Genomic DNA, 21276 nt, shown 5'->3' on the forward strand with positions numbered 1-21276 from the left:
AAACCTAAAACGTTGAATATATCCAAATATTATGGATATCTCAGTAAAAAATCACATCTCTTCCCTAGCTTTATTGATAACGTAGCCAAAAATTAAACTTGGAGCACATCAACACATGATTAGGTTTGAAATTGGAAACCAAATCTGCGTTTGCTTGTCCGAAAACGAAATATCTCTAGAGCTCAATCAGTCACTCCACCACTCCATTCCTGTCAACCCAAATGAGTACGCCATTCTGTCAACTATCGCCACATACGGCAGTTTAAATACGCCGATTAGTCAGCGGTTAATAGAAAGCAAAATCACTCAACAATACAAAATGACACTGCCTGAAAATGGCTTTAAAAACGCGGTGGCCGCTCTAAGAAAGAAATTTCGCAAGCTCACGGAAGAACATTTAACCACTAACAAAAACATTATCGAAAACATTCACCGGACCGGATACTTCATCCCTTTTACTATGCAAAACAACCATCAGAATGGCATCGAACATCAACAGAAGATCAATCAATACACAACCAATAGTCTTCGCAAAGCGCTTCGTATTTGCCTGCGTAATAAAAAGATCTATTCAGAAGCAATGTGGGTTGTGTTGATCACTGCGATCATTTTCTTTGCTATCTGTTACTACGCGATAAACAGCATCGTTAAACATAATTATCTGGATAACGCCTTCGAAATTGCAGAGAACCTTTCCCGCAGGAGTTGCTTTGCTAATGAAAGCGAACTGAAGTCACTATTTGATAATGTGAAGTTGGTGGAATCGAGCATGATGCTAGATCGTTTCAATATTCGATGCTTAGTCACTCCAGAAACCGTTGTCCCTGTCAGCAAAAAAGCGTTTGAAGAGTGGAGTAACAATAGCAATTACACTACCCAATCATTTGACTTAAATAACGCAACTGTTTTGGTTCGTGTTAAAAACATTAACTTATCCGACAATGTTGAAAATCATATTTCACGTTTTTTTCTTTCCGGTATGAAGCTATCAACGAATACCGGAACATCGTTAGAGATTGGTAACACCAATGAACGCTTCTTCAATTATCACGTAAAGAATAGTGGCTATAAAGAGGTGTATTACATCTCTGGACCGTTTCAAAGTATCATTCTACTGAGCTTACTTTTTCTCATTATACTGCGTCACCGCTCCCTACAAGCCTTTATGGCTTACTTGTGCGCAATTCGACAATTCAAAATAAAACTGGAACCGATTTATAACACTTCGGCACAAAAGATTGTGCACTACGAAGCCCTCTCCCGGTTTAAGGTAAAAAATACGCAACGGTTTATTGAAACACTGATCCGCAATGGATTGCTGCTAACTCATACCTTACTGGTGATTGATTCCATCTACACCAAACAAAAAGCGTTGCCCATCCCTATCAGCATTAACGTTTGTCCTTCTTTGCTGCGAGGGCGTAACTTTTCAATCCTATATAGAGAGCTATCTAATCGGGATTGCCGTTTGCTGACAATCGAAATCACAGAAAATGCATCGATGTACTATACCTCTGAGATTTATGGCAATGTCGCGAAACTAAAAGCTCTGGAATGTAAAATCAGTATTGATGACTTTGGCACCGGCAATAATAATGTGGCGCTTATCAGCAAGCTGAATCCGGACTACCTCAAAATCGACCGAGAATTTGTTATTGGCCTAAAATCTGATGATAAAAAGATAGAAACCTTGCGTCAGTTAATTGCTATGGGCAATACGTATCGCTGCACGGTCATTGTTGAAGGCGTAGAAACGGCAGACAGTGCTCACTTACTCACAACATTGGGCGCCTATATTCACCAAGGTTATTATTACCCTCTTCATTGCTAGCTTTTCTTCACTCGGTTAGTTACTTAAAATAGATCTAATACTCTATAAAAACTCGTGGTGGCATAACGGTATGCCGCCAATTTGTGATTAAGCGATGATTGCGATTAAACCCACCAAACTGAAAGATTTTTCAAGTTTGATGCAATTGGATGTGCAAGAAGAGCAAAAAGGATTTTTTACACCGTTTGAAATGGCTTATCAAAAACGTAGTAAGTCAGAGGCGTTCTTTACGATTTATTCTGATGATCTATTAGTAGGCTATCTTGTTATCGATAAAGGTTTCTCCCAACATGCGCCGTTTGCTAAACGATACGAACTGGAGCTTAAGTACTTGATGATTGATCAACGTTTCCAACGTCAAGGGGTTGGGAGTGAGGCATTGCGTAAACTGTTCCTTTATGCGTATACCATTAACCCTAAAAGCACCTCTCTTTGCGCCACTGTTCCACAAAGCCAGCAATACGCTATCAGTTTTTTTGATGCGTGCGGATTCATTAATACAGAGGAAACAACATTGGGTGATAATGAAAAAGAATGGATTCTACGACACCCACTAAGCTAGCTGGTGAAGCATAATCAAAATTGGGCCATTCAGATACAACAAAGGCAAGCTTCTCGCTTGCCTTGTTTAATGCTCAATAGAAAGTGACTTATTCGCCTTTGTAAATACAACCCGCTGTGCACGTTTCTTTGATTTCTACTTTACTTAGCAGTGGTAAGCTTGGCTTAAGCTGCTGCCAAATCCATTTTGCTAACACTTCGCTAGTTGGGTTCTCTAACCCTTCAATGTCGTTTAGGTAGTAATGGTCTAAGCGATTGTAAATTGGTTTAAATGCAGCTTTGATCTCTGCAAAATCCACTACCCAACCTGTATGTGGATCAACTTCACCTTCTACATAAAGACGAACAAGGAAAGAGTGTCCGTGCAAACGACCACACTTGTGACCTTCTGGTACGTGTGGCAAATGGTGTGCTGCTTCGAACATAAACTCTTTGTATATTTCAGATGTATAAGATGACAACTTAGTAAACCTCTGTTTTAAATGACTTTTCACACCGCGATTTGAGTATTAATACGTCTCGATAGAAACACTCACATACACGCTGTATTTCTCATACTCCTCGATGTACAAAAAATCCTAATGATGGAGCAGAGAGCGATAAATAACGACACGGTTATTATCCTTAGCACAGAACCAACGTGCAAGCTTTCTAAAAGTAAGTTCATGACAAAAAGAACTCTCAATGCAACCCATTTAGTAGATACTAGTTATTCTTTCTTCATATCACCAGTCATACTCAAGGACGATAACTGGCTATTGGCATCGTGCTTACATTGAACACTTTAGAACGTCTCATTGTATTCAAAAGTACCCATACGAGTTTTTCTATATGCAATCAGACAACTTCAGCTTAAAATTATCGTAGGTTACCAACGGCTAACAAATACACCCAGTCGATCACGCGAGTTGATTAGTGTTAATAAATTAGTCCTAGTTCGTAAAGAACGCCGACAAACCAGAAGCTATCGAAAAAATATAAATTAAAAAGAAAATTATATGAAACATGCTGTCGAGATATTAATTAATAAAAATTATAACATCTCTATTCTTATTGAGCGTATTTTATAGCTTCAATAACTGTATCGTCTAAGTTTTTATTATATAAATGTTTCTTACATCCGATTTTAACCTGAAGCTCTAAATTAGATATGTTTTTGTACAAATCATGGTATAGATTATTAAAATCCATAGTGTTTATATCATGAACCAATATAGTAAAGATGCTATCATTTAGTCTGGCTATATAATTATCACCTCTTTGAAAATTTTTTAAAATTTCACATAAATTGTATAAATTACTCTTATAAGAATCTCCACTCTCATCCAATATACCCAGTGCATCAATAGCAATTATATATAATGGAACACCAACGGTTCTGACATCGCTCTGCTCTTTTTCTAAAAATATAGACCAACCTAATCTATTAAAAAAACCAGTCTCAGCGTCCTTAAACTGACTTGGGAGGTGATACATTTGTCTACTCGCCGCGGTATTTCTCTCTATTTCCATACACAGCATGCTAGACAAAAGCTTTGAAATAAGCTCTACCGTGGCTTGCCCATCAGATGGAATAGATTTATGAACTGCAGTATCTATAGCACACAATGTTCCAAACAACTCCCCATCAGGGTAACAGATAGGGATTCCAACATAAGAGCAAATACTTAGCTGTTGGTTTATAGGTGCACATTTGTAATTTTCAATAGCTTGCACAGAAGGAGCCCACCTAGGCCCGTTACCTTGTACCATTCGGCTACAAATCGAATCGCTCCAAACCAACGTCGATAGCTCCTTAATATTGTACTTGTCGCTTTCTACCTGCAAAATGATCCAATCTTCTTCATTTTTTCTTGTTAACATCCAGGCGCCAAATCCATACTTTTTATGAAGATACTTCAGTGTAAAGCGACTAGCTTCTTCGAAGGAGTCGAAAGGAGCTTGATCTATCGTATTTGAGTTAAACATCCATATCTCCTAAAGGAACGCTAAATTATATTCTCTTGCATTAACTGGCTCTCAACCTGTTTAATGAGCTGCTTTATCTCTCTCATAAGAGAGTCAACTTTCCTAGCATTGACGTAGTTTTCTTCTAACCTTTTGAATAAAAACCCTAATGACAATACCCCACTTGATGTAGCCGCGCCCTTAGCTCCATGAGCAAGGTTTCTCACTAGTTCAAGGTTAGCCTCTTTAATGGCAGCTTCTAGCTTCTCTATGTCTCGAACAATATTATCCCAAAACATTGAGAGCACTGCTTTCTGCATCTCCACATTGTCAGACCCGATAACGGCAGATAGATGATCATAATCGATCAATTTAGAGAAATTAGCCTTCTCAATTGAATTCATATGCGATGTTTCAATCAGCTTTGTATCACTCTTGTTTCTTAATGTTTTTCCCCTTAAGCGTAACGACAGCACTTTATTCAACGTTTTTAACTCCACAGGTTTAGTTATGTAGTCATCCATACCGGCTTCTAAACAATGCTCAGCCTCACCTAACATTGCATTAGCGGTAAGGGCGATAATTAGTGTTCTCCCCTCGCCCCTCATTTCCTCTACTCGCCTTATTTCTGATGTCAACTCAAATCCATCCATCCTTGGCATATGACAATCTGTTAATACTAAGTCATAATCTCCCTCTGACCATCGTTCAAAAGCTTCTTTTCCATCAGAAGCCATATCATAACTGAAACCAAGATGGTCCAGCTGTTGAGATAGAACTAACTGGTTAGTCGGTTGATCTTCAGCACAAAGTATAGTGATGCCACTTTTATCCTTATCATTCGAATCAAACTGACAATTATCTTTACCATAAAGGCACTCAGACCAATCAAAGTCAGGGCTTTCTTTTCCAGATAACACCGCAAGGGCCGCAATAAAATCACTGGGTTTGAAAGGATGTGTACCAATCACATACTTATTAGGTTTAATATAACCTTTAATTGCTGTTGGATTATCTATGACTTCTAAAACACGGAATTTACTATTTTCATCTAATTGGTTTGCTTGGTCACCAATATAAATAATGCTCGACTCACTCTGATTCGTTAATTTTTCAATCTCATCAAAAATATCTGCCACTTTGAGGTCCAAAAGCATTTTTCTGACAATATGAGATAAGTTTTCATCATCGATTTTTAATACAACTTTAAAACTCGATAGTTCATAACTGTAGAGTGCTGGCGAGGATTCATTAGGCTCTGCGGGAATGGAGAATGAAAAACAGCTTCCGTAACCAAGCTTGCTTGAAACTTCTATTTGTCCTCCCATAAGCTCAACAAAGGATCTGCTAATACTAAGCCCTAAACCTGTACCTCCAAATTTTCGTGTAGTTGAGCTGTCCGCTTGAACGAAAGGAGTAAAGAGTCGAGACACTTGCTCTGGGCTCATTCCTACTCCGTTATCGTCAACTGAAATTCTTAAACTATTGTTTTGATAACTTACACATAATTTGATAACTCCTTTTTTCTCTTCGCTACTTGTAAATTTGATAGCGTTACCTAACAAATTTAGAAGGACTTGACGAATTCTAACGGTGTCTAGCAGTAGTTCTTGAGGAATTGTATTTTCGAAATAAAGATACAAACCGATACCTTTCTGATGAGCATTAACCCATAAGGCATCTAGGGTTTTTTCAATTAAACTAAGAATATTTACAGTGGTAAGGTCAAGCTCGATTTTTCCTGACTCTATTTTTGAAAAGTCTAATATGTCGTTTATTATCTCTAGCAAAGAAAACGATGAATCACGTATTGTACGAACCATACTGTGCTGGTCTGTACTCAGATTTGTTTCTTTAAGTAAATCAACCATACCGATTACACCATTCATAGGCGTACGTATTTCATGACTCATGGTAGCGAGAAAACGAGACTTCGCAGCATTAGCCTGTTTTGCCGATAAGGTTTCACGCTCTAAAGCAGCTTGAGCATCCTTCTCATCAGTGATATCCACGTTAACTCCAAAAACCATCTCATCACCAGATTCTTTGTCGAAGACAACATCTCCAGCCGCTTTTATCCACCGAATTTGATCTGTATCTTGATTAATTATTCTAAACTCAGCGTTGAATACTTCCTTGGTTTCTAGAGATTTAGTAAAGGCATTTGTTGCTTGTTCGTAATCGTCTGGATGTATTGCTCCTTCCCAATCTTTTACTGAAAGCTTAGTGCCTTTTTGGACGCCATAAAGCTCATACATCTTATCGTCCCACTTAAAAACTCCTGATTCCGTGTTCAGCACCCAATTGCTAATTCCTCCTGCATCTGAAGCTAGGCGCATACCCCTTAATAACTCATCTCTAGATCTTTTCGCCGATCGAAGCTCTTTCTCAATTTTCTTCCGATTAGATATATCTTCTATTACTGATATAAAATATTTAGGTTGATTATCATCGTCTAAAACAGCCGATACAGAAACCGTAGCCCAAAATATTCCTTTTTCTTTACTAAGATATCGCTTGTCTATTGAAAAACTACGCTTTTTACCTTCAATTAATAAAGACATCATTGCTCGACTTTTGTTGAGGTCGTCGAGATGAGTAACCTCTTCTACTGACATACAAAGTAATTGCTTTTCACTGTAGCCAAATATGTCACACATTTTATCGTTAACTTCGATGAAACTTCCCTCTAAACTAACACGACAAATTCCTACAGCGGCTTGGCTAAAAGCGGCTCTGTAGATAACTTCTCGTTCACGTAGTTCGTTTTGAAGCATTAATTCTCGTTGCTTTGTATCCTCTTGACTAGTTATATCTTTTATAATCCCAACAAACACTTGAGAGTCATCAACCTTAGTTTCTCCTACAGATATCTCTATTGGAAAAACACGTCCTGACTTATGCAAACCTTTAACTTTTCTTGGAGTTCCAATTAACTTCTTATCACCAGTAAACAAAAACTTACGAATATATTCATCATGTTCATGAGCATAACTCGATGGCATAAGTATAGAAACATTCTCTCCGATTAGTTCTTCTCTAACACGTCCAAATATAAGTTCAGTTGATCGATTAATATCTAATACAATTCCATTTTTGTCGATAACAACGGTGCCATCTAAAGCGGTATCAAATACCGTTCTTAATCGAGTCTCAGACTCTCTAGCTTCTTTTGTTCTAGTTTGTATTTCTCTTTCCAGCTTAATCTTTGTCTCTTCTTCACGTCTTTTTATCTCTGTTATATCAGTAATGATACCAATGAAATGTGTGATTTTATTTTCATCATCAAAAACTGGGTCAATTCTTAAATTATTGTAGAATAATGTTCCATCTTTACGGTAGTTCCGCAAAATAACAGATATAGATGAGTTGTTTTTTAGAGCCTCACGTATCGCCTCCAAACCATCTTGTTCTTTATCGTCACCTTGATCGTCACCTTGTAAAAATCGACAGTTTCTACCAAGAACTTCCTCTTTAGAATAACCTGTAAGAATTTCAAAAGCTCTATTTGCAAAAATAATTGGATAATCTTCCCGATTAATATCAGTAACAATTATTCCTGATGCTGTAGAGTCTATTGCTTTACTCTGAATATCTAACAAAAACTTTTGTTCATCCGTTTCTTTCGTCAGCCTTTCTCTTTCGATAACAATTTCTTTTAAATTATTAAGCTCTGCTACCATAACCGCTAGTTCATTTTTACCGTAAATAGCAGGAAGCTCTATATTCTTCTCTCCACTTGCTAATCGCTTAATACTCAGCGCTAAGGCACTTAGCGGACGAGCAATCTGTTTGCCCAAATAGAATGATACTAGTAAAATCAAACCCAAAATTAGTATTGAAAGAAGCAATGTATTTTTAAAAAGGGAGTCAGACTCGTAAAATGCTTCATCAACACCAACACGAATCATTGCAGACCAACCCAGACCAGGGTAATCATAAGCACCACTGGTATGTGCGTAACCTGTAACTTGTTGCACTTGTTTTCGAAAATGTCTTGAAATATTAGACCCACTGAGCCCTGCGACCGCCAGTCTTGCTCCCTCGACACCATTATTTGCTAGATTCAAACGACTTAAGACACTAAAATCTCGTGTATATCTTGACTTACTCTGTCCAACAGGATCATAGTCCACGATAATTCTTCCTTGATCATCAAGGATGGTTAGCTCTGCACTTTGCAGCCCTCGGCTTGAAAGTAGCTCATATGTTTCCTCAACTATCTTTTCGACCGCGCTAAAATCGACGACATTTACCCAAAGTCCTATACTTTGACCATTAGCGTTGCGAATAACTGATGCAAAAAGCATATCGAAAGAGTTAGAGTCATTATCAATCAAATATCGATTCGGACCCGTTACATAACTGCTTTCTGGTTGCTCTGGCTCAAGCGTAAGACCATTCATAGCCTCTTGAAACCAGATGCTATCACGTATTTTACTAGGGCTTATATCAAGATCTATGAGTTCCTTTCCAAAAGGATTTTCAGAGTTGCTAGCTAAAACATTTCCATTAGAATCAAATATTATTACTCGTCTATACACCTTATAATTTCTTACAAAATCATTTAGGTTATCTATAACTTTAGGACTGAGAGCGTTTTTGTCTAAATAATTCACTTCAAATTGACCTAAAGAAAGTTTAAAAGCCTGTACATCGTGATATCGTTCAAATAAATTTCTCTCTATTAGTCTAATTAATAAAGTGGCTTCCCTTTCTATATTTGTTAAAGTGGTATCCTGAAGAATATCTTTACCTTTCCAAGAAACAAATGTAACCGCACTTAGCATAACCAAACTTAATATAAAAAATAATAAAGGTAACTTAATAGAAAACTTCATTAACGACTCTCACTATTAAAGTTAAATTCATTAATTACATTTATTATTTCACTAGACTTAGTTGGTCTGTAATAAAAATATCCCTGTCCTATTTCACAACCCTTACTAATTAGAAACTCCTCCACCTCAATGCTTTCAATACCTTCTGCAACAACTGACATTCCTAGCGCTTTTCCCATTGCTATACTTTGCTCAACAATCGCAGCAGACTTAATGTTAGTGAGACAGTTAAAAACAAACTCTTTATCTATTTTTATTTCATTAAATGCGATCGTATGTAACTTAGCTATTGATGAGTACCCAGTACCAAAGTCATCGATAGATAACTTAAATTTCATAATTCTCAACCTGAGCATTTGAGTATCGACAATAGTCGGGCTGGAGCTTATTGCTGTTTCAGTTAACTCACAAATAATGTTTTCATGTGGAATACCATACTTATCAACTGTTCTACAGAGCCAATTGGGAAAGTCATTATTTTCTAAAACTTTCCCTGATATATTAAACGCATATGTTAGATCACAAAAAGAGTCATAGTTTTCTGATATTTCTTTCAAGGCCTTATCAATAACATTCTTCGTAAGATCAAGTATGATAGAAGGAGACCTTTCTGCTGTGGGAATAAAACTATCCGGTGGGATCAATGAACCTTGGTCATCACTAATTCGTGCTAAAATTTCTACACCTTTCATCTTTCTTGACGCCAGATCTACTTGAGGTTGAAAGTAAGCTTCAATTTTCTGTGCTTCTAGGTATTTAACTAGTTCATCTTCAGGCAGTTCGAAAAGTTGTGTTTCTGTACGTTTAAGAGTGGGTAACGCTTCAATTCCCTCTATGATATTTTGAACCACTTTAAACGTTATAGGTTTTTCTACACACCCTATAATGTTCAAGTCATAAAAGCGCGCTAAGTTAGATGTAGATGCTAAGATTTCTTGTTCTTCACTACTAATGATTATGACAGCACCTGGAAACTTCATGGTACCTAAAAACATCAGGACCTCGAAGCCATCCTCTACTGGCATATTCAAGTCACAAAAAATTACGTCGAATTCGTCAAACGCCACAAGCTCCTTTGCTTTCTTGCCATTTTCAGCTTCTAAAACTTTCTTTATACCTAAGTTATTCAAACAGATCGTTAATGTTTTCCTGACCACTGGCTGATCGTCAACTACGAGTATCTTATATTCTGAAGTCTTCACGCTATCCTCCCCTTCAGAAAGATGTGAGCCACTAACTACAAGTACTTCACTTCTATCAATTTTCAGTGTAGATGCGAGCAACGGTTTATGCCAAAATTACGCGTGATTACATGTGCTGCTCTCAAAAATGACGTATGTTTTGGTTCAACTTTACTAAATACAAACGCAACAAAACGTGGAGGGCTCTCAGCGCAAGTAATCAAAACTTTTGTCTCGGCGTCGTATTTTTGTCACGCGCCAAACATTTGATTACACAGCACTCACATCACAATTACATATCCCCAACATGTGTGGGGTCACAATCATTCATTTCGTTGTTCGCAGTGCGCATTTGTGCACATTAATATTGTGCAGTTCGTTCCAATTACACTTATAAATTTATGCGCTCAACTATCACTTTTAAGCTCTTACTGGCGTTAATTGCTGTCTTCAGCTGCGTTCTAGCTGCCTCTACGGCTTACCAATACCATCAACAAAAAACCTTAATCAATGATGTTCTTAGTGAACAACTCCATGATAAGGCTAGTAATTATTTCGATAGCCTAAATATGATGATGCTTACGGGCACCATGTCGCAAAAAGAGACCTTACGTCAAAAAGCCCTGGCCCAAGAAGGCATTGAAGCAGTTCGCGTGTTGCGAGCTGATACTGTGACCAAACTTTACGGACCTGGGCAACAAAACCAGCAGCCTGTCGATGATATTGATCAACGAGCGTTGAATGGTGAACTGGTGATTGAACCAATCTCAGCCGATTGGGGCAAAGGGTTAGTAGTCGCGCTACCAATGAAATCGAGCGAAAATTACCGTGGCACCAACTGCGTTTCTTGCCACGTTGCACCAGCAGGAGAAGTGTTGGGCGCGATTCGCTTGGAATACAACATGAATCATGTCAATTCAATGATCAGTAAACAGGCAATGTTTGCGATGGGAATAATGGCCGTAATCGCATTTGTGGGCTTCATCATAACGATGAGTTTGATTCAGAAAATCATTGTACGACCAATTCAAAGAACGTCGAAATTCATGTCGAATGTGAGCCATAGCAAAGATCTATCTCAACGACTTATGCATCACCAACAGGATGAAGTGGGCCAACTTTCTACAGCCATCAGTTCATTCATGGATACGGTCTCCGAAAGCTTAGAACGTGTGCAAGACACCTCTCACTCACTTGCCGACTCCGCGAGTAAACTAACTGCTGTCGCGCAGTCCACAGATAAAGCGGCCAATAACCAACAGCTAGAGACCAACGAAGTACAAAGTAATATCACCGATATGTTGCAGCAACAAACTGCTGTTGAGGACTCGACTAACAACGCTACTGTTTTGGTCAATCACACCGTTGATGTCGCCACTCATAGTGCAAGCCAAGCACACAACGTCAGTGAAGACATCAAACAACTAGTAAGTAACATTGATACCGTACGGGAAAAAATCAGCTCTCTAAATCAAAGAACCGAAGAAGTGTCGTCCATTCTTGTGGTTATTAAGGGTATTGCAGAACAAACCAATCTGCTCGCGTTGAATGCTGCTATTGAAGCCGCCCGAGCCGGAGAGCAAGGGCGCGGTTTTGCGGTCGTCGCGGAAGAAGTGCGTAACCTGGCTTCTAGGACGGCTGAGGCCACTGGTAATATTGAACATATCATTTCTCAATTCCAGCAAGGAAGTGAAGAGTCATTAACTTCTGTTGATACCGTCTGCCAGTTTGCTCATCAACGCTCTGTCGATGTCGAGGCACTATCAGCCACAATGCATAACGTTGTTGACGAAATGCGCCAAGTGCTCAGACATGCAGAAGATATCCAAAACCAGACGCAAACCACATCTGATGTAAGTCAGCATATTCAATCTAAAATAGATGTGATCACACTGCATGCTAACGACACATCGCAATCAGCATCGCACACGCGTGATATTAGTGTTGATTTAGAGCATCTATCCGAACGTTTAGAGCAATTACTAAACCAATTCACACTTTCAGAGCACAAAAGAGTGAATAAATAGAGAGATTCTCCCCATCAAAACGAATATAAAGGTTGATGCGAGCGAATTGACAGGTAATATGTCTCGTTGAATCTGTAAAATGTTACCCAACTCAGCGCTTAGCTTGTTTTTTGAACAAAAATGTTATTAGACAAGTACTTTAAGTAAGCGTTGAGTTGAATTTTTACCTCAATGGAGAATATTGAAAACATGACTTACGCGCCTGTATCAGACGTATTGAAAGGTCAGCTAGCAGTAGACAGCGAAGTGACTGTTCGTGGCTGGATCCGTTCACGTCGTGATTCCAAAGCTGGAATCTCTTTCCTTGCCATATATGACGGCTCTTGTTTCGACCCGATTCAGGCCGTGGTCCCAAATAATCTTAATAATTACGAAGACGAAGTATTAAAGCTAACGACTGGCTGCTCTGTTGAAGTAACTGGTAAGATTGTTGAATCTCCTGCAAAGGGTCAAGACTTCGAACTTGCTGCCACTGGCGTTAAAGTGGTTGGTTGGGTTGAAGATGCTGAAACTTACCCAATGGCAAAAACTCGTCACTCAATCGAGTACCTACGTGAAGTTGCGCATCTACGTCCGCGCACAAACGTAATCGGTGCAGTAGCACGTGTACGTAACTGCCTATCTCAAGCAATCCACCGCTTCTACCACGAGCAAGGTTACTTCTGGGTATCTGCGCCGTTGATCACGGCTTCAGATGCTGAAGGCGCTGGTGAAATGTTCCGCGTATCTACGCTAGACATGGAAAACCTTCCTCGCACTGACGCTGGTAAAGTGGACTACAACGAAGACTTCTTCGGTAAAGAGACGTTCCTAACCGTATCTGGTCAGCTAAACGCAGAAGCTTACGCTTGTGCGCTAAGCAAAGTTTACACTTTCGGCCCTACTTTCCGTGCTGAAAACTCAAACACAAGCCGCCACCTAGCAGAATTCTGGATGGTTGAGCCTGAAGTTGCGTTCGCAGAACTGGATGATGTAGCGAAACTGGCTGAAGACATGCTCAAGTACGTGTTTAAAGCAGTGCTTGCAGAGTGTCGCGATGACCTTGAGTTCTTCGCTCAACGCATCGACAAAGAAGCAATCACTCGTCTAGAGCAGTTCGTTTCTTCTGACTTCGCGCAAGTTGACTACACTGACGCAATCCAGATCCTTCTTGATTCAGGTCGTGAGTTCGAATTCCCAGTTGAATGGGGTATCGATATGTCTTCTGAGCACGAGCGTTTCCTTGCTGAAGAACACTTCAAAGCACCTGTAATCGTTAAGAACTACCCGAAAGACATTAAAGCATTCTACATGCGTGCTAACGATGACGGTAAAACAGTTGCAGCGATGGACGTTCTAGCACCGGGCATCGGCGAAATCATCGGTGGCTCTCAGCGTGAAGAGCGCCTAGACATTCTAGATGCACGTATGCGTGAAGTGGGTATCGATCCTGAACATATGAGCTGGTACCGCGACCTACGTAAATACGGTACAGTGCCACACGCAGGCTTCGGTCTAGGCTTCGAGCGCCTAGTATCTTACGTAACTGGTATGGGCAACGTTCGTGACGTGATCCCATTCCCACGTACTCCTCGCTCTGCGAACTTCTAATCACTTTTTAGTGATATTGAATTAAAAAGACCTCCCATGTGGAGGTCTTTTATTTGTACGAATGATTTTCTAGCAACCGGTGTATGCACTCTAGTTGTTATTTTCGTCGTCATCCTCATCTGCTCGCGCTGCGTATTTTACTCCAACCACACACAAGCCAAACATCACAAATGGGATAACGGCAGCAGTGTATTCCGTCCAAACCATATGAGAAAAAGATTTCGCCAATATCAAGTGTGCAAACACCAACAAAAATGCGCTAAAAATAGCAACACCCATCAACCTAAGTTCATGCTTTACCAACTGCTTTTTCATTACGGCTCCTAACCTAAATGGTTGTCTGCCCATGATTGAAACACAGCTTCGGTATCGTCCACTGATACAGTTTGAGCAAAAAACAGGTAAACAGTTGGCTAATGAAGTAATTCTCCGACCGTCTTCACGGCTTGTTCTAATTCATCATTTACAGGTAACGATGTATTAAGCCTCAGGTAGTTCTCATAATTTGGAGTGACAGAAAACAACTGACCAAATGCTACAGTGATGTTCGCTTCCAATAACTTCTGATAAATCGCTTTTCCGCACTTTGTTTTCGGCAGTTCTATCCAAAGAAAATAGCCGCCTTCCGGTTGCGTGTAACGAATCGATTGGGGAAAGTACTTATCAACCAGTTCAATAAACGCCAATTGCCGCTGCTCAAGATTCTTTCGCAGTTTTCTAAGATGGCTATCATAACTATCGTTTTGCAAGTAATGCGCGATACCCTGCTGGATTGGCGCGCTGCCTGACAACGTCGAGATAAGTTGCAGCTTTTGAAGTTGCTCATTGAAGCGTTTGTTTACCACCCAACCCAGCCTATAGCCAGGGCAAAGGCTTTTTGAAAATGATCCACAATGCAACACGCGCTCTTGTGTATCAAAAGCTTTAAGTGAGCTTGGCTTTTTTTCAGAAAAATAAAGCTCTGAATACACATCATCTTCGATCAAGTACACATCGTATTTGTCAGCCAGTTCGACGATACGTTGCTTCTGCCCGTCACTTAATAAAGTTCCTGTTGGATTGTGAAAGTTAGTCATTAACCAACATGCGCGAACATCATTGCCGGCAAAAGTCGCTTCAATTTGATCCACTGAATGTCCAGTTAACGGATCCACCGTTATTTCTATCGCCTTTAGACCTAAACGTTCAATCGCTTGAAGTGCGCCATAAAACGTCGGTGATTCAACTACAACAGTATCTCCAGGCTGGGTCACGGCCTGAAGGCTCAAATTCAACGCTTCTAATGCGCCAGAAGTAACGACAATATCATCATGGGTAAACACCATACCTTGTTGGATGTACCGTTGAGCAATCAAACGGCGTAGAGACTCACAGCCCGGCGGCAAGTTATCCAATAACGTCTCTACCCCCATCTTCCTGCCTGAGCTGGCTAGGTTGCGGTTTAGCGCCTCTAATGGGAACAATGCTGGGTCTGGAAACGCGGAGCCAAACTTCACCGCATTCGATGAAGCCTGATTTTTGAGGTAGTCGTAAAGTTCATCGTTGATGCTGGAGCGATAAACGGAAGTGGCTGGAGAACTCGGTTCGAAGCGGTCCAACTCCGCAGTCACAAAGTATCCAGACTGAGGTTTCGCTGCGACCCAACCTTGTGCTTCGAGCAGCTGATAAGCTTGTAATACCGTACCTGCGCTGACAGAATGGTTTCGGCTTGTTACACGCACTGATGGCAGCTTTTCCCCTGCTCTCCAAGTATTTTGCTGAATCTGCGTTTTGAACAGCTCAGCCAGTTGACGGTATCGGTTCATGTTTCCCTCATTTCACTTACAGCCGCACCATAGCATACTTCGCGCCAGCATTCTGATATGGGAGTATTCAATTTAGCAACGTAATTTATCAAGCTTATAATAGATATTTCAGCCACGAAGTGAGCGTTTATATCCCATACTTTGACCGTTACACACATATTGCCTCACATCTTTGCAATACCTAAAAGCCAAGGTTTTACGTTGGACTGAGTTCGTTAAACTCACTTCGAGCTACGGTCTTTAAATCAGGAGGAAGCGATGAAAGTTTTTACAATGGACGATCTCTCGTATCGCGGAAAACATAAAGGTGTACATAGTTGGAACCATCCTGGCAGTACCACCCCTTATTATTGGCATCCTGATTGGCTGCATATCGCTGAAGATGCTTTGGGTGAACACAAAAAGGCTGACCTTGAAGTCCCTGATGGAGGAACAGCGACAGAAGAGCATGCAAAAGCGGCGATTCTCAAACACTTGAATGACGAGTAGTTTAGGCTCTATCACCGTTCAAGAATAGCACTAGGTAGGCGAATCCATCGTTGTATGCTTTAAACACAAATAAAGCTAAAACCTGCCAAATAGTAAATTCTTCTGAATGAGAAGTACGCATCTTCTATAGCGTTCAAAGGGCAAAATAAGTCGATTGTTATCACATTAATTTTCATTACATCTGTTACATTTAAATAGTAATGGTGATGCACACCTCAACTCATGGATTATGAGAGAAAACAATAATGGCGAAATACAACGAAGAAGATATTAAATACAAAGGTGAATCCAACGGCGTACATTCTTGGAGCTCTCCTTCCGGCCAACCTTATTACTGGCATCCAGATTGGTTACACGTTGCAGAAGATGCGACGGGTACGCACCCGAAGCAAAAACTTGAAGTTGAAAAGACAGAAGTACCAACCGAAAAGCACGCGTTAAAAGCGATCTTAAAGCATGTGAATGACTGGGCGACTGAAAAGCTTTCTTCTAACCCTGACATCGAAACCAATGCGGTTGAGTCGGAAATCAATCTGAAGAAATAACCCCAACCGATATCCATACTTCTAACAGTAAACGCTCCACCTTTGGTGGGGCGTTTTTGTCTCAACAAATCCTCACTAGACAACTATAAACGCGTTAACGCAAAGCACTGAATTGAAACGATTGGGATGTGTGCAAAACTTCTCCAACCATGGCATAAATGCCCTTCAAACTCTGTGCCTACCAAACGTTTTCATGGCAAAAACTTTAGTTATGTTAGAATTCTGTTTCAAATCGCAACTTTTTTAGGTTTTCTTTTCAGTAACGGTTGTAACCAATATTGCTGAAAGGTATAAATGTTAGCACACCCCTTCGATTAACATGGATGAAGATTATGTTTGAAAAAGTAGTTGCCGCTCCGGCTGACCCTATTCTTGGCCTTACTGAAGAGTTTAAAAAAGATGCTCGCGCAGACAAAATTAACCTTGGCGTAGGTATTTACAAAAACGAGCAAGGCGAAACTCCCGTTCTTGCGACAGTAAAGAAAGCTGAAGCAGCACTTGTTGAAACTGAAAAAACCAAATCTTACCTAACCATCGAAGGCACAGCAGAGTACGGCATTGCAGTGCAAAAACTGCTTTTCGGCTCTGATGCAGAAATTGTAAACGAAAAACGCGCTAAAACAGCTCAAGCTCCGGGTGGTACTGGTGCACTACGTGTTGCCGGCGAGTTCATTAAACGTCAACTAGGCGATGTAAAGATCTGGATCAGCAACCCTACATGGGCAAACCACAACGGCGTATTTACTGCTGCTGGTATCGAAACGGCACAATACAGCTACTACAATGCTGAAACAAAAGACAAAGACTTCGATGCGATGCTAAATGATCTGCAATCTGCATCTGAAGGCGACATCGTGCTTCTACACGGCTGCTGTCACAACCCTACAGGGATCGATCCTACGGCTGAAGAGTGGGAAACATTGGCGAAACTTATCGCAGAGAAGAAATTGCTTCCTCTGTTCGACTTCGCCTACCAAGGCTTTGCTAAAGGTGTGGAAGAAGATGCTGCAGGTCTTCGTACTTTTGCTAAGTACAACAAAGAAATCCTAGTCGCGAGCTCTTTCTCGAAAAACTTTGGCCTATACAATGAACGCGTAGGTGCCTTCACGTTAGTAGCAGAGTCAGAAGAAGTCGCAACAACCGCATTTTCTCAAGTTAAAGCCATTATTCGCTCTATCTACTCTAACCCACCTGCACACGGCAGCGCTGTCGTGACTCACATTCTTGGCAACGCCGAAATGCGTGCGGAATGGGAAGCTGAAGTAGCAGAAATGCGTGACCGTATTCAAGAAATGCGTGAACTGTTTGTAGCGACACTAAAAGCAGAGGGTGTGGACGCAGACTTTAGTTTCATCGAACGTCAAAATGGTATGTTCTCTTTCTCTGGTCTTTCTAAAGAGCAAGTTAACCGCCTTAAAGAAGAGTTCGGTATTTACATTGTCGGTTCTGGCCGAATCAGTGTTGCTGGTATGACGAAGTCAAATATGGGCCCTCTGTGTAAAGGCATTGCAGCGGTTTTATAATCGACTGTCGCATACTTCATTAAAAGGAAAGGTCAGCATAAGCTGACCTTTTTTGTTTTAACTTAACGCCAAAAACGAACCCGTCCGATCTAGTAGACAAACTTCAAACTCAGCCCAACTTCATTGACGTAATCTGAGCTTTCACCGCTGTAATCAGTATCTCTAAACTGATAAAAAAGACCAGTGCCGATGACTTTATGCCATTGGTAGTTAAGACCGATCTTAAAATTGTTCTCATCAACGATATCACTACTGTTCAACTCCACTTCAGCTGTCGCAATAAGCTTTTCACTGAGCAAGTAATTCACCCCAACAGTTACAGCTTGAATCAATTCGCTATCGGAAGACAACGTATTATCCGTTTTGTCGTCCGTCGCTTTCGCTTTGATTGCGCCTATTCCATATAGCCCGTAGATATCGAATTGCTCTGTAACTCCATAACGGTAACCACCACCAAACAAAAGGCGGTCAATGCGAAGAGTAAAATCATCCGGATGGAAAAACTGCGCTGAGTAATCAACATTAAACAACCAGTTCTCAGTAAACAAATAGTTACCACCGAGTCCAACTGTGGTCGCATTAGAGTTATCTAACCATTCTTCGTTTGTCGTTCCGGCACCAACATCCAAATGAATGTGTTCGTACCCAAATTTTTCTGCTTGGTCCATGACCGCTGCGCTTGATATCGCCGGCAAAGCAGCTAAAGAAACAAGCAATAAATTTCTCACCATTCGACTTCCTTTCATGAGAATTATCTAAACACTGTATTCCATCGCCTGAGCTACTTGGCTCAAGAAGAATAGCTTAATCTAAAGACGTGATAACGATCTGAAACAGCCAAAGAGCTAATCAGTCATCACGAAGAAAACATATCGACGACGTCTTTTTCAATTGAGGTGACCATATAGTAGTAAAAATGAAGCTCCCTTATCGTGCGATATGTCAGAATCTTATGACTGAGCACGAAAATCGCGGTTCAGATAAGACTCTGTTTTAAAACTAAGTTAAGATTACTTTATTATTTGCGAACTAAAAGGCGCCTTCGATGGATGCAGAACTTCTCGAGATTTACAACTTTCTCGCCAAGTATCCCCCGTTCAATGAACTCCCTGAAGAAACACTAAACAAGGTGACAGAGAGTGTCGAAATCTCGTACTACCGAGAAGATACCCCCATCATCCATTTTGGAGACTATATCCAAGATTTATACGTGGTGCGAAGCGGTGTTGTTGAAGTTTATCGACGCAAAGGTGAGCTGTATAACCGCCTTGACGAAGGTGACCTATTTGGCCAGATGGGCATGCTCACCAATAACAAAGTCCGCTTTCCGGTAAAAGCCATTGAGGATACCCTGCTCTACTGTATTCCTGGTGACATTTTCCAAGAAATTTACGATAACTTTGATTCCTTTGCGGATTTTGTTGAAGTTGAAAATAGCGCTCGTTTACGCCAAGCCATTTCAGAAAACAAAGACGCCAATGACCTGACGACGTCGAAAGTGAAAACCTTGCTGACTGGCGATGCTCATACGATTGATCGTGGTCAGACAATCCAGCAAGCCGCGCAGCAAATGGCGAATGACAACGTATCGGCTTTACTTATCGTCGACCCAGATTTCGTTCGTGACGAAGACGATCCACAGTCCCCAGTACTTGGTATCATTACTGACCGTGACTTGTGTACCCGTGTGTTAGCTGAAGGTTTGTCCCCACAGGACGATGTGTCCAGTGTGATGACCACGGAGGTCATGTCTCTTGACCACAACGCTTACATCTATGAAGCAATGTTAACGATGCTGCGTTACAACGTACATCACCTACCAGTGGTAAAAAACCAATTACCAATCGGTATTATCGAAACAACCGACATTGTTCGTTATGAATCTCAGAATTCGTTGTTGTTGGTGAGTAGTATTTTCCAACAACAGACTATCGAAGATTTAGCCGTTGTTGCCGAAGAAGTGAAAAGCAGCTTCGTGCGTCTGGTCAATGAAGATGCCAACTCTCACATGGTGGGTAGCGCGATGTCGGTCATTGGCCGAAGCTTCAAACAGCGTCTGCTAGAAATGGCAGAAGAAGAGCTTGGCCCACCGCCAATTCCTTATTGTTTCCTTGCACTTGGCTCAATGGGGCGAGATGAGCAACTGTTGGTGACTGACCAAGATAACGCCATCATTCTAGATGAGACCTATCAAGAAGAGAAACATGGTAAATACTTCGAAGCCCTAGCAAAATACGTCAGCGATGGGTTAGATGCCTGTGGCTACAAATATTGCACAGGTGATATTATGGCAACCAACCCACTATGGCGCATGACTCGTTCAGAGTGGGAAGAGTGTTTTGCTGACTGGATTGATAACCCGAACCCGAAAGCACTACTCAACGCCTCCATCTTTTTCGACTTGGATGGTGTCTATGGCCGCTTAAAATGGGCAGAACAGTTAACTAGCTTTATTGTTCGTCGCGCTCGAAAGAACAACCGCTTCTTAGCGTGTTTGGCTCGTAACGCACTAAACAGAACACCACCTCTAGGCTTCTTTAAAGACTTCGTGATGGAAAAAGATGGCAGACACAACAACTCCATCAACCTCAAACGTCGCGGTACTGCTCCTCTGGTCGACTTAATTCGTGTTCACTCTCTGGCAGTTGGCTCACGTGCACAGAACTCGTTTGAGCGTCTCGACGACATCATTGACGCTGGCATTTTGCCAAAAGGTCGAGCACAAGACTTAAAAGACGCGTTAGAGTTTATTTCCATGGTGCGTATTCGTCACCAAGCGACGGATGTGGAACTAGGCATTGATCCTGATAACAATATCGAACCAGAAAACCTCTCTGAGTTTGAACGTCGCAACCTAAAGGATGCATTCCAGATCCTAAGCAATGGTCAAAATTTCCTTAAGTTCCGCTACCAAGCGAACAAGAGCTTTAAGTGAG

The 21276-nt window shown here is 40.9% G+C and carries 15 protein-coding genes; 8 read left to right on the forward strand and 7 right to left on the reverse strand.

The genetic code is table 11. The features are described 5' to 3' along the window. Positions 1 to 115: 115 nt before the first annotated feature. Positions 116 to 1831, forward strand: coding sequence for an EAL domain-containing protein (locus R7Q41_RS16650; RefSeq protein WP_318144589.1), 1716 nt, complete (start codon positions 116 to 118; stop codon positions 1829 to 1831). A gap of 94 nt (positions 1832 to 1925) precedes the next feature. After that, complete coding sequence (locus R7Q41_RS16655; RefSeq protein ID WP_017636099.1) at positions 1926 to 2393, forward strand: GNAT family N-acetyltransferase; 468 nt, start codon at positions 1926 to 1928, stop codon at positions 2391 to 2393. 88 nt (positions 2394 to 2481) lie between these two features. Here R7Q41_RS16655 and queD read toward each other — a convergent pair whose 3' ends face one another. The 4 genes from queD to R7Q41_RS16675 all read right to left on the reverse strand — a co-directional run bounded on the left by queD (position 2482) and on the right by R7Q41_RS16675 (position 10382). After that, on the reverse strand, positions 2482 to 2853 hold the full coding sequence (queD, locus tag R7Q41_RS16660; RefSeq protein ID WP_017820449.1) for a 6-carboxytetrahydropterin synthase QueD: 372 nt from the start codon (positions 2851 to 2853) through the stop codon (positions 2482 to 2484). 589 nt (positions 2854 to 3442) lie between these two features. Next, the gene (locus R7Q41_RS16665; RefSeq protein WP_052346880.1) at positions 3443 to 4360 is read right to left on the reverse strand and encodes a hypothetical protein; all 918 of its coding nucleotides are present in this window, start codon (positions 4358 to 4360) and stop codon (positions 3443 to 3445) included. Positions 4361 to 4380: 20 nt separating this feature from the next. Then, on the reverse strand, positions 4381 to 9180 hold the full coding sequence (locus R7Q41_RS16670; protein WP_318144590.1) for a PAS domain S-box protein: 4800 nt from the start codon (positions 9178 to 9180) through the stop codon (positions 4381 to 4383). Next, complete coding sequence (locus R7Q41_RS16675) at positions 9180 to 10382, reverse strand: EAL domain-containing response regulator (protein ID WP_318144591.1); 1203 nt, start codon at positions 10380 to 10382, stop codon at positions 9180 to 9182. The genes R7Q41_RS16670 and R7Q41_RS16675 overlap by 1 nt, the downstream gene beginning before the upstream one ends. A gap of 380 nt (positions 10383 to 10762) precedes the next feature. Here R7Q41_RS16675 and R7Q41_RS16680 point away from each other — a divergent pair, with 380 nt between their 5' ends. Together R7Q41_RS16680 and asnS are read left to right on the forward strand one after the other, a co-directional pair. Further along, positions 10763 to 12388, forward strand: a complete 1626-nt coding sequence (locus tag R7Q41_RS16680; protein ID WP_005389247.1) for a methyl-accepting chemotaxis protein — start codon at positions 10763 to 10765, stop codon at positions 12386 to 12388. 189 nt (positions 12389 to 12577) lie between these two features. Continuing rightward, on the forward strand, positions 12578 to 13978 hold the full coding sequence (asnS, locus tag R7Q41_RS16685; protein WP_047103214.1) for an asparagine--tRNA ligase: 1401 nt from the start codon (positions 12578 to 12580) through the stop codon (positions 13976 to 13978). 90 nt (positions 13979 to 14068) lie between these two features. On the opposite strand, the gene R7Q41_RS16690 is transcribed toward asnS, so the two are convergent. After that, the gene (locus tag R7Q41_RS16690) at positions 14069 to 14293 is read right to left on the reverse strand and encodes a hypothetical protein (protein WP_017636102.1); all 225 of its coding nucleotides are present in this window, start codon (positions 14291 to 14293) and stop codon (positions 14069 to 14071) included. A gap of 98 nt (positions 14294 to 14391) precedes the next feature. Then, positions 14392 to 15783, reverse strand: a complete 1392-nt coding sequence (locus R7Q41_RS16695) for a PLP-dependent aminotransferase family protein (protein WP_238969967.1) — start codon at positions 15781 to 15783, stop codon at positions 14392 to 14394. Between the two features lie 258 nt (positions 15784 to 16041). Here R7Q41_RS16695 and R7Q41_RS16700 point away from each other — a divergent pair, with 258 nt between their 5' ends. The 3 genes from R7Q41_RS16700 (at position 16042) to R7Q41_RS16710 (ending at position 18340) form a co-directional block, all read left to right on the forward strand. Further along, complete coding sequence (locus R7Q41_RS16700; protein ID WP_276439344.1) at positions 16042 to 16272, forward strand: hypothetical protein; 231 nt, start codon at positions 16042 to 16044, stop codon at positions 16270 to 16272. A gap of 245 nt (positions 16273 to 16517) precedes the next feature. Then, the gene (locus R7Q41_RS16705; RefSeq protein ID WP_104975446.1) at positions 16518 to 16817 is read left to right on the forward strand and encodes a hypothetical protein; all 300 of its coding nucleotides are present in this window, start codon (positions 16518 to 16520) and stop codon (positions 16815 to 16817) included. A gap of 332 nt (positions 16818 to 17149) precedes the next feature. Continuing rightward, positions 17150 to 18340, forward strand: coding sequence for an amino acid aminotransferase (locus R7Q41_RS16710; protein WP_042522780.1), 1191 nt, complete (start codon positions 17150 to 17152; stop codon positions 18338 to 18340). An 89-nt stretch (positions 18341 to 18429) separates the two neighbouring features. On the opposite strand, the gene R7Q41_RS16715 is transcribed toward R7Q41_RS16710, so the two are convergent. Continuing rightward, positions 18430 to 19071, reverse strand: coding sequence for an outer membrane beta-barrel protein (locus R7Q41_RS16715; RefSeq protein WP_064368581.1), 642 nt, complete (start codon positions 19069 to 19071; stop codon positions 18430 to 18432). Between the two features lie 314 nt (positions 19072 to 19385). On the opposite strand from R7Q41_RS16715, the gene R7Q41_RS16720 reads away from it, so the two are divergent. Beyond that, complete coding sequence (locus tag R7Q41_RS16720; protein WP_017636107.1) at positions 19386 to 21275, forward strand: DUF294 nucleotidyltransferase-like domain-containing protein; 1890 nt, start codon at positions 19386 to 19388, stop codon at positions 21273 to 21275. Position 21276 lies beyond the last annotated feature (1 nt).

This window comes from Vibrio sp. 2096 (assembly GCF_033339595.1).
Taxonomy (GTDB): domain Bacteria; phylum Pseudomonadota; class Gammaproteobacteria; order Enterobacterales; family Vibrionaceae; genus Vibrio; species Vibrio alginolyticus.

Coding starts and splice junctions, on each gene's coding strand:
- R7Q41_RS16690 (WP_017636102.1), bottom strand. CDS start 14,293: ATGAAAAAGCAGTTGGTAAAGCATGAACTTAGGTTGATGGGTGTTGCT.
- R7Q41_RS16705 (WP_104975446.1), top strand. CDS start 16,518: ATGGCGAAATACAACGAAGAAGATATTAAATACAAAGGTGAATCCAAC.
- asnS (WP_047103214.1), top strand. CDS start 12,578: ATGACTTACGCGCCTGTATCAGACGTATTGAAAGGTCAGCTAGCAGTA.
- R7Q41_RS16680 (WP_005389247.1), top strand. CDS start 10,763: ATGCGCTCAACTATCACTTTTAAGCTCTTACTGGCGTTAATTGCTGTC.
- R7Q41_RS16695 (WP_238969967.1), bottom strand. CDS start 15,783: ATGAACCGATACCGTCAACTGGCTGAGCTGTTCAAAACGCAGATTCAG.
- R7Q41_RS16720 (WP_017636107.1), top strand. CDS start 19,386: ATGGATGCAGAACTTCTCGAGATTTACAACTTTCTCGCCAAGTATCCC.
- R7Q41_RS16665 (WP_052346880.1), bottom strand. CDS start 4,360: ATGTTTAACTCAAATACGATAGATCAAGCTCCTTTCGACTCCTTCGAA.
- R7Q41_RS16655 (WP_017636099.1), top strand. CDS start 1,926: ATGATTGCGATTAAACCCACCAAACTGAAAGATTTTTCAAGTTTGATG.
- R7Q41_RS16700 (WP_276439344.1), top strand. CDS start 16,042: ATGAAAGTTTTTACAATGGACGATCTCTCGTATCGCGGAAAACATAAA.
- R7Q41_RS16670 (WP_318144590.1), bottom strand. CDS start 9,180: ATGAAGTTTTCTATTAAGTTACCTTTATTATTTTTTATATTAAGTTTG.
- R7Q41_RS16715 (WP_064368581.1), bottom strand. CDS start 19,071: ATGGTGAGAAATTTATTGCTTGTTTCTTTAGCTGCTTTGCCGGCGATA.
- R7Q41_RS16650 (WP_318144589.1), top strand. CDS start 116: ATGATTAGGTTTGAAATTGGAAACCAAATCTGCGTTTGCTTGTCCGAA.
- R7Q41_RS16710 (WP_042522780.1), top strand. CDS start 17,150: ATGTTTGAAAAAGTAGTTGCCGCTCCGGCTGACCCTATTCTTGGCCTT.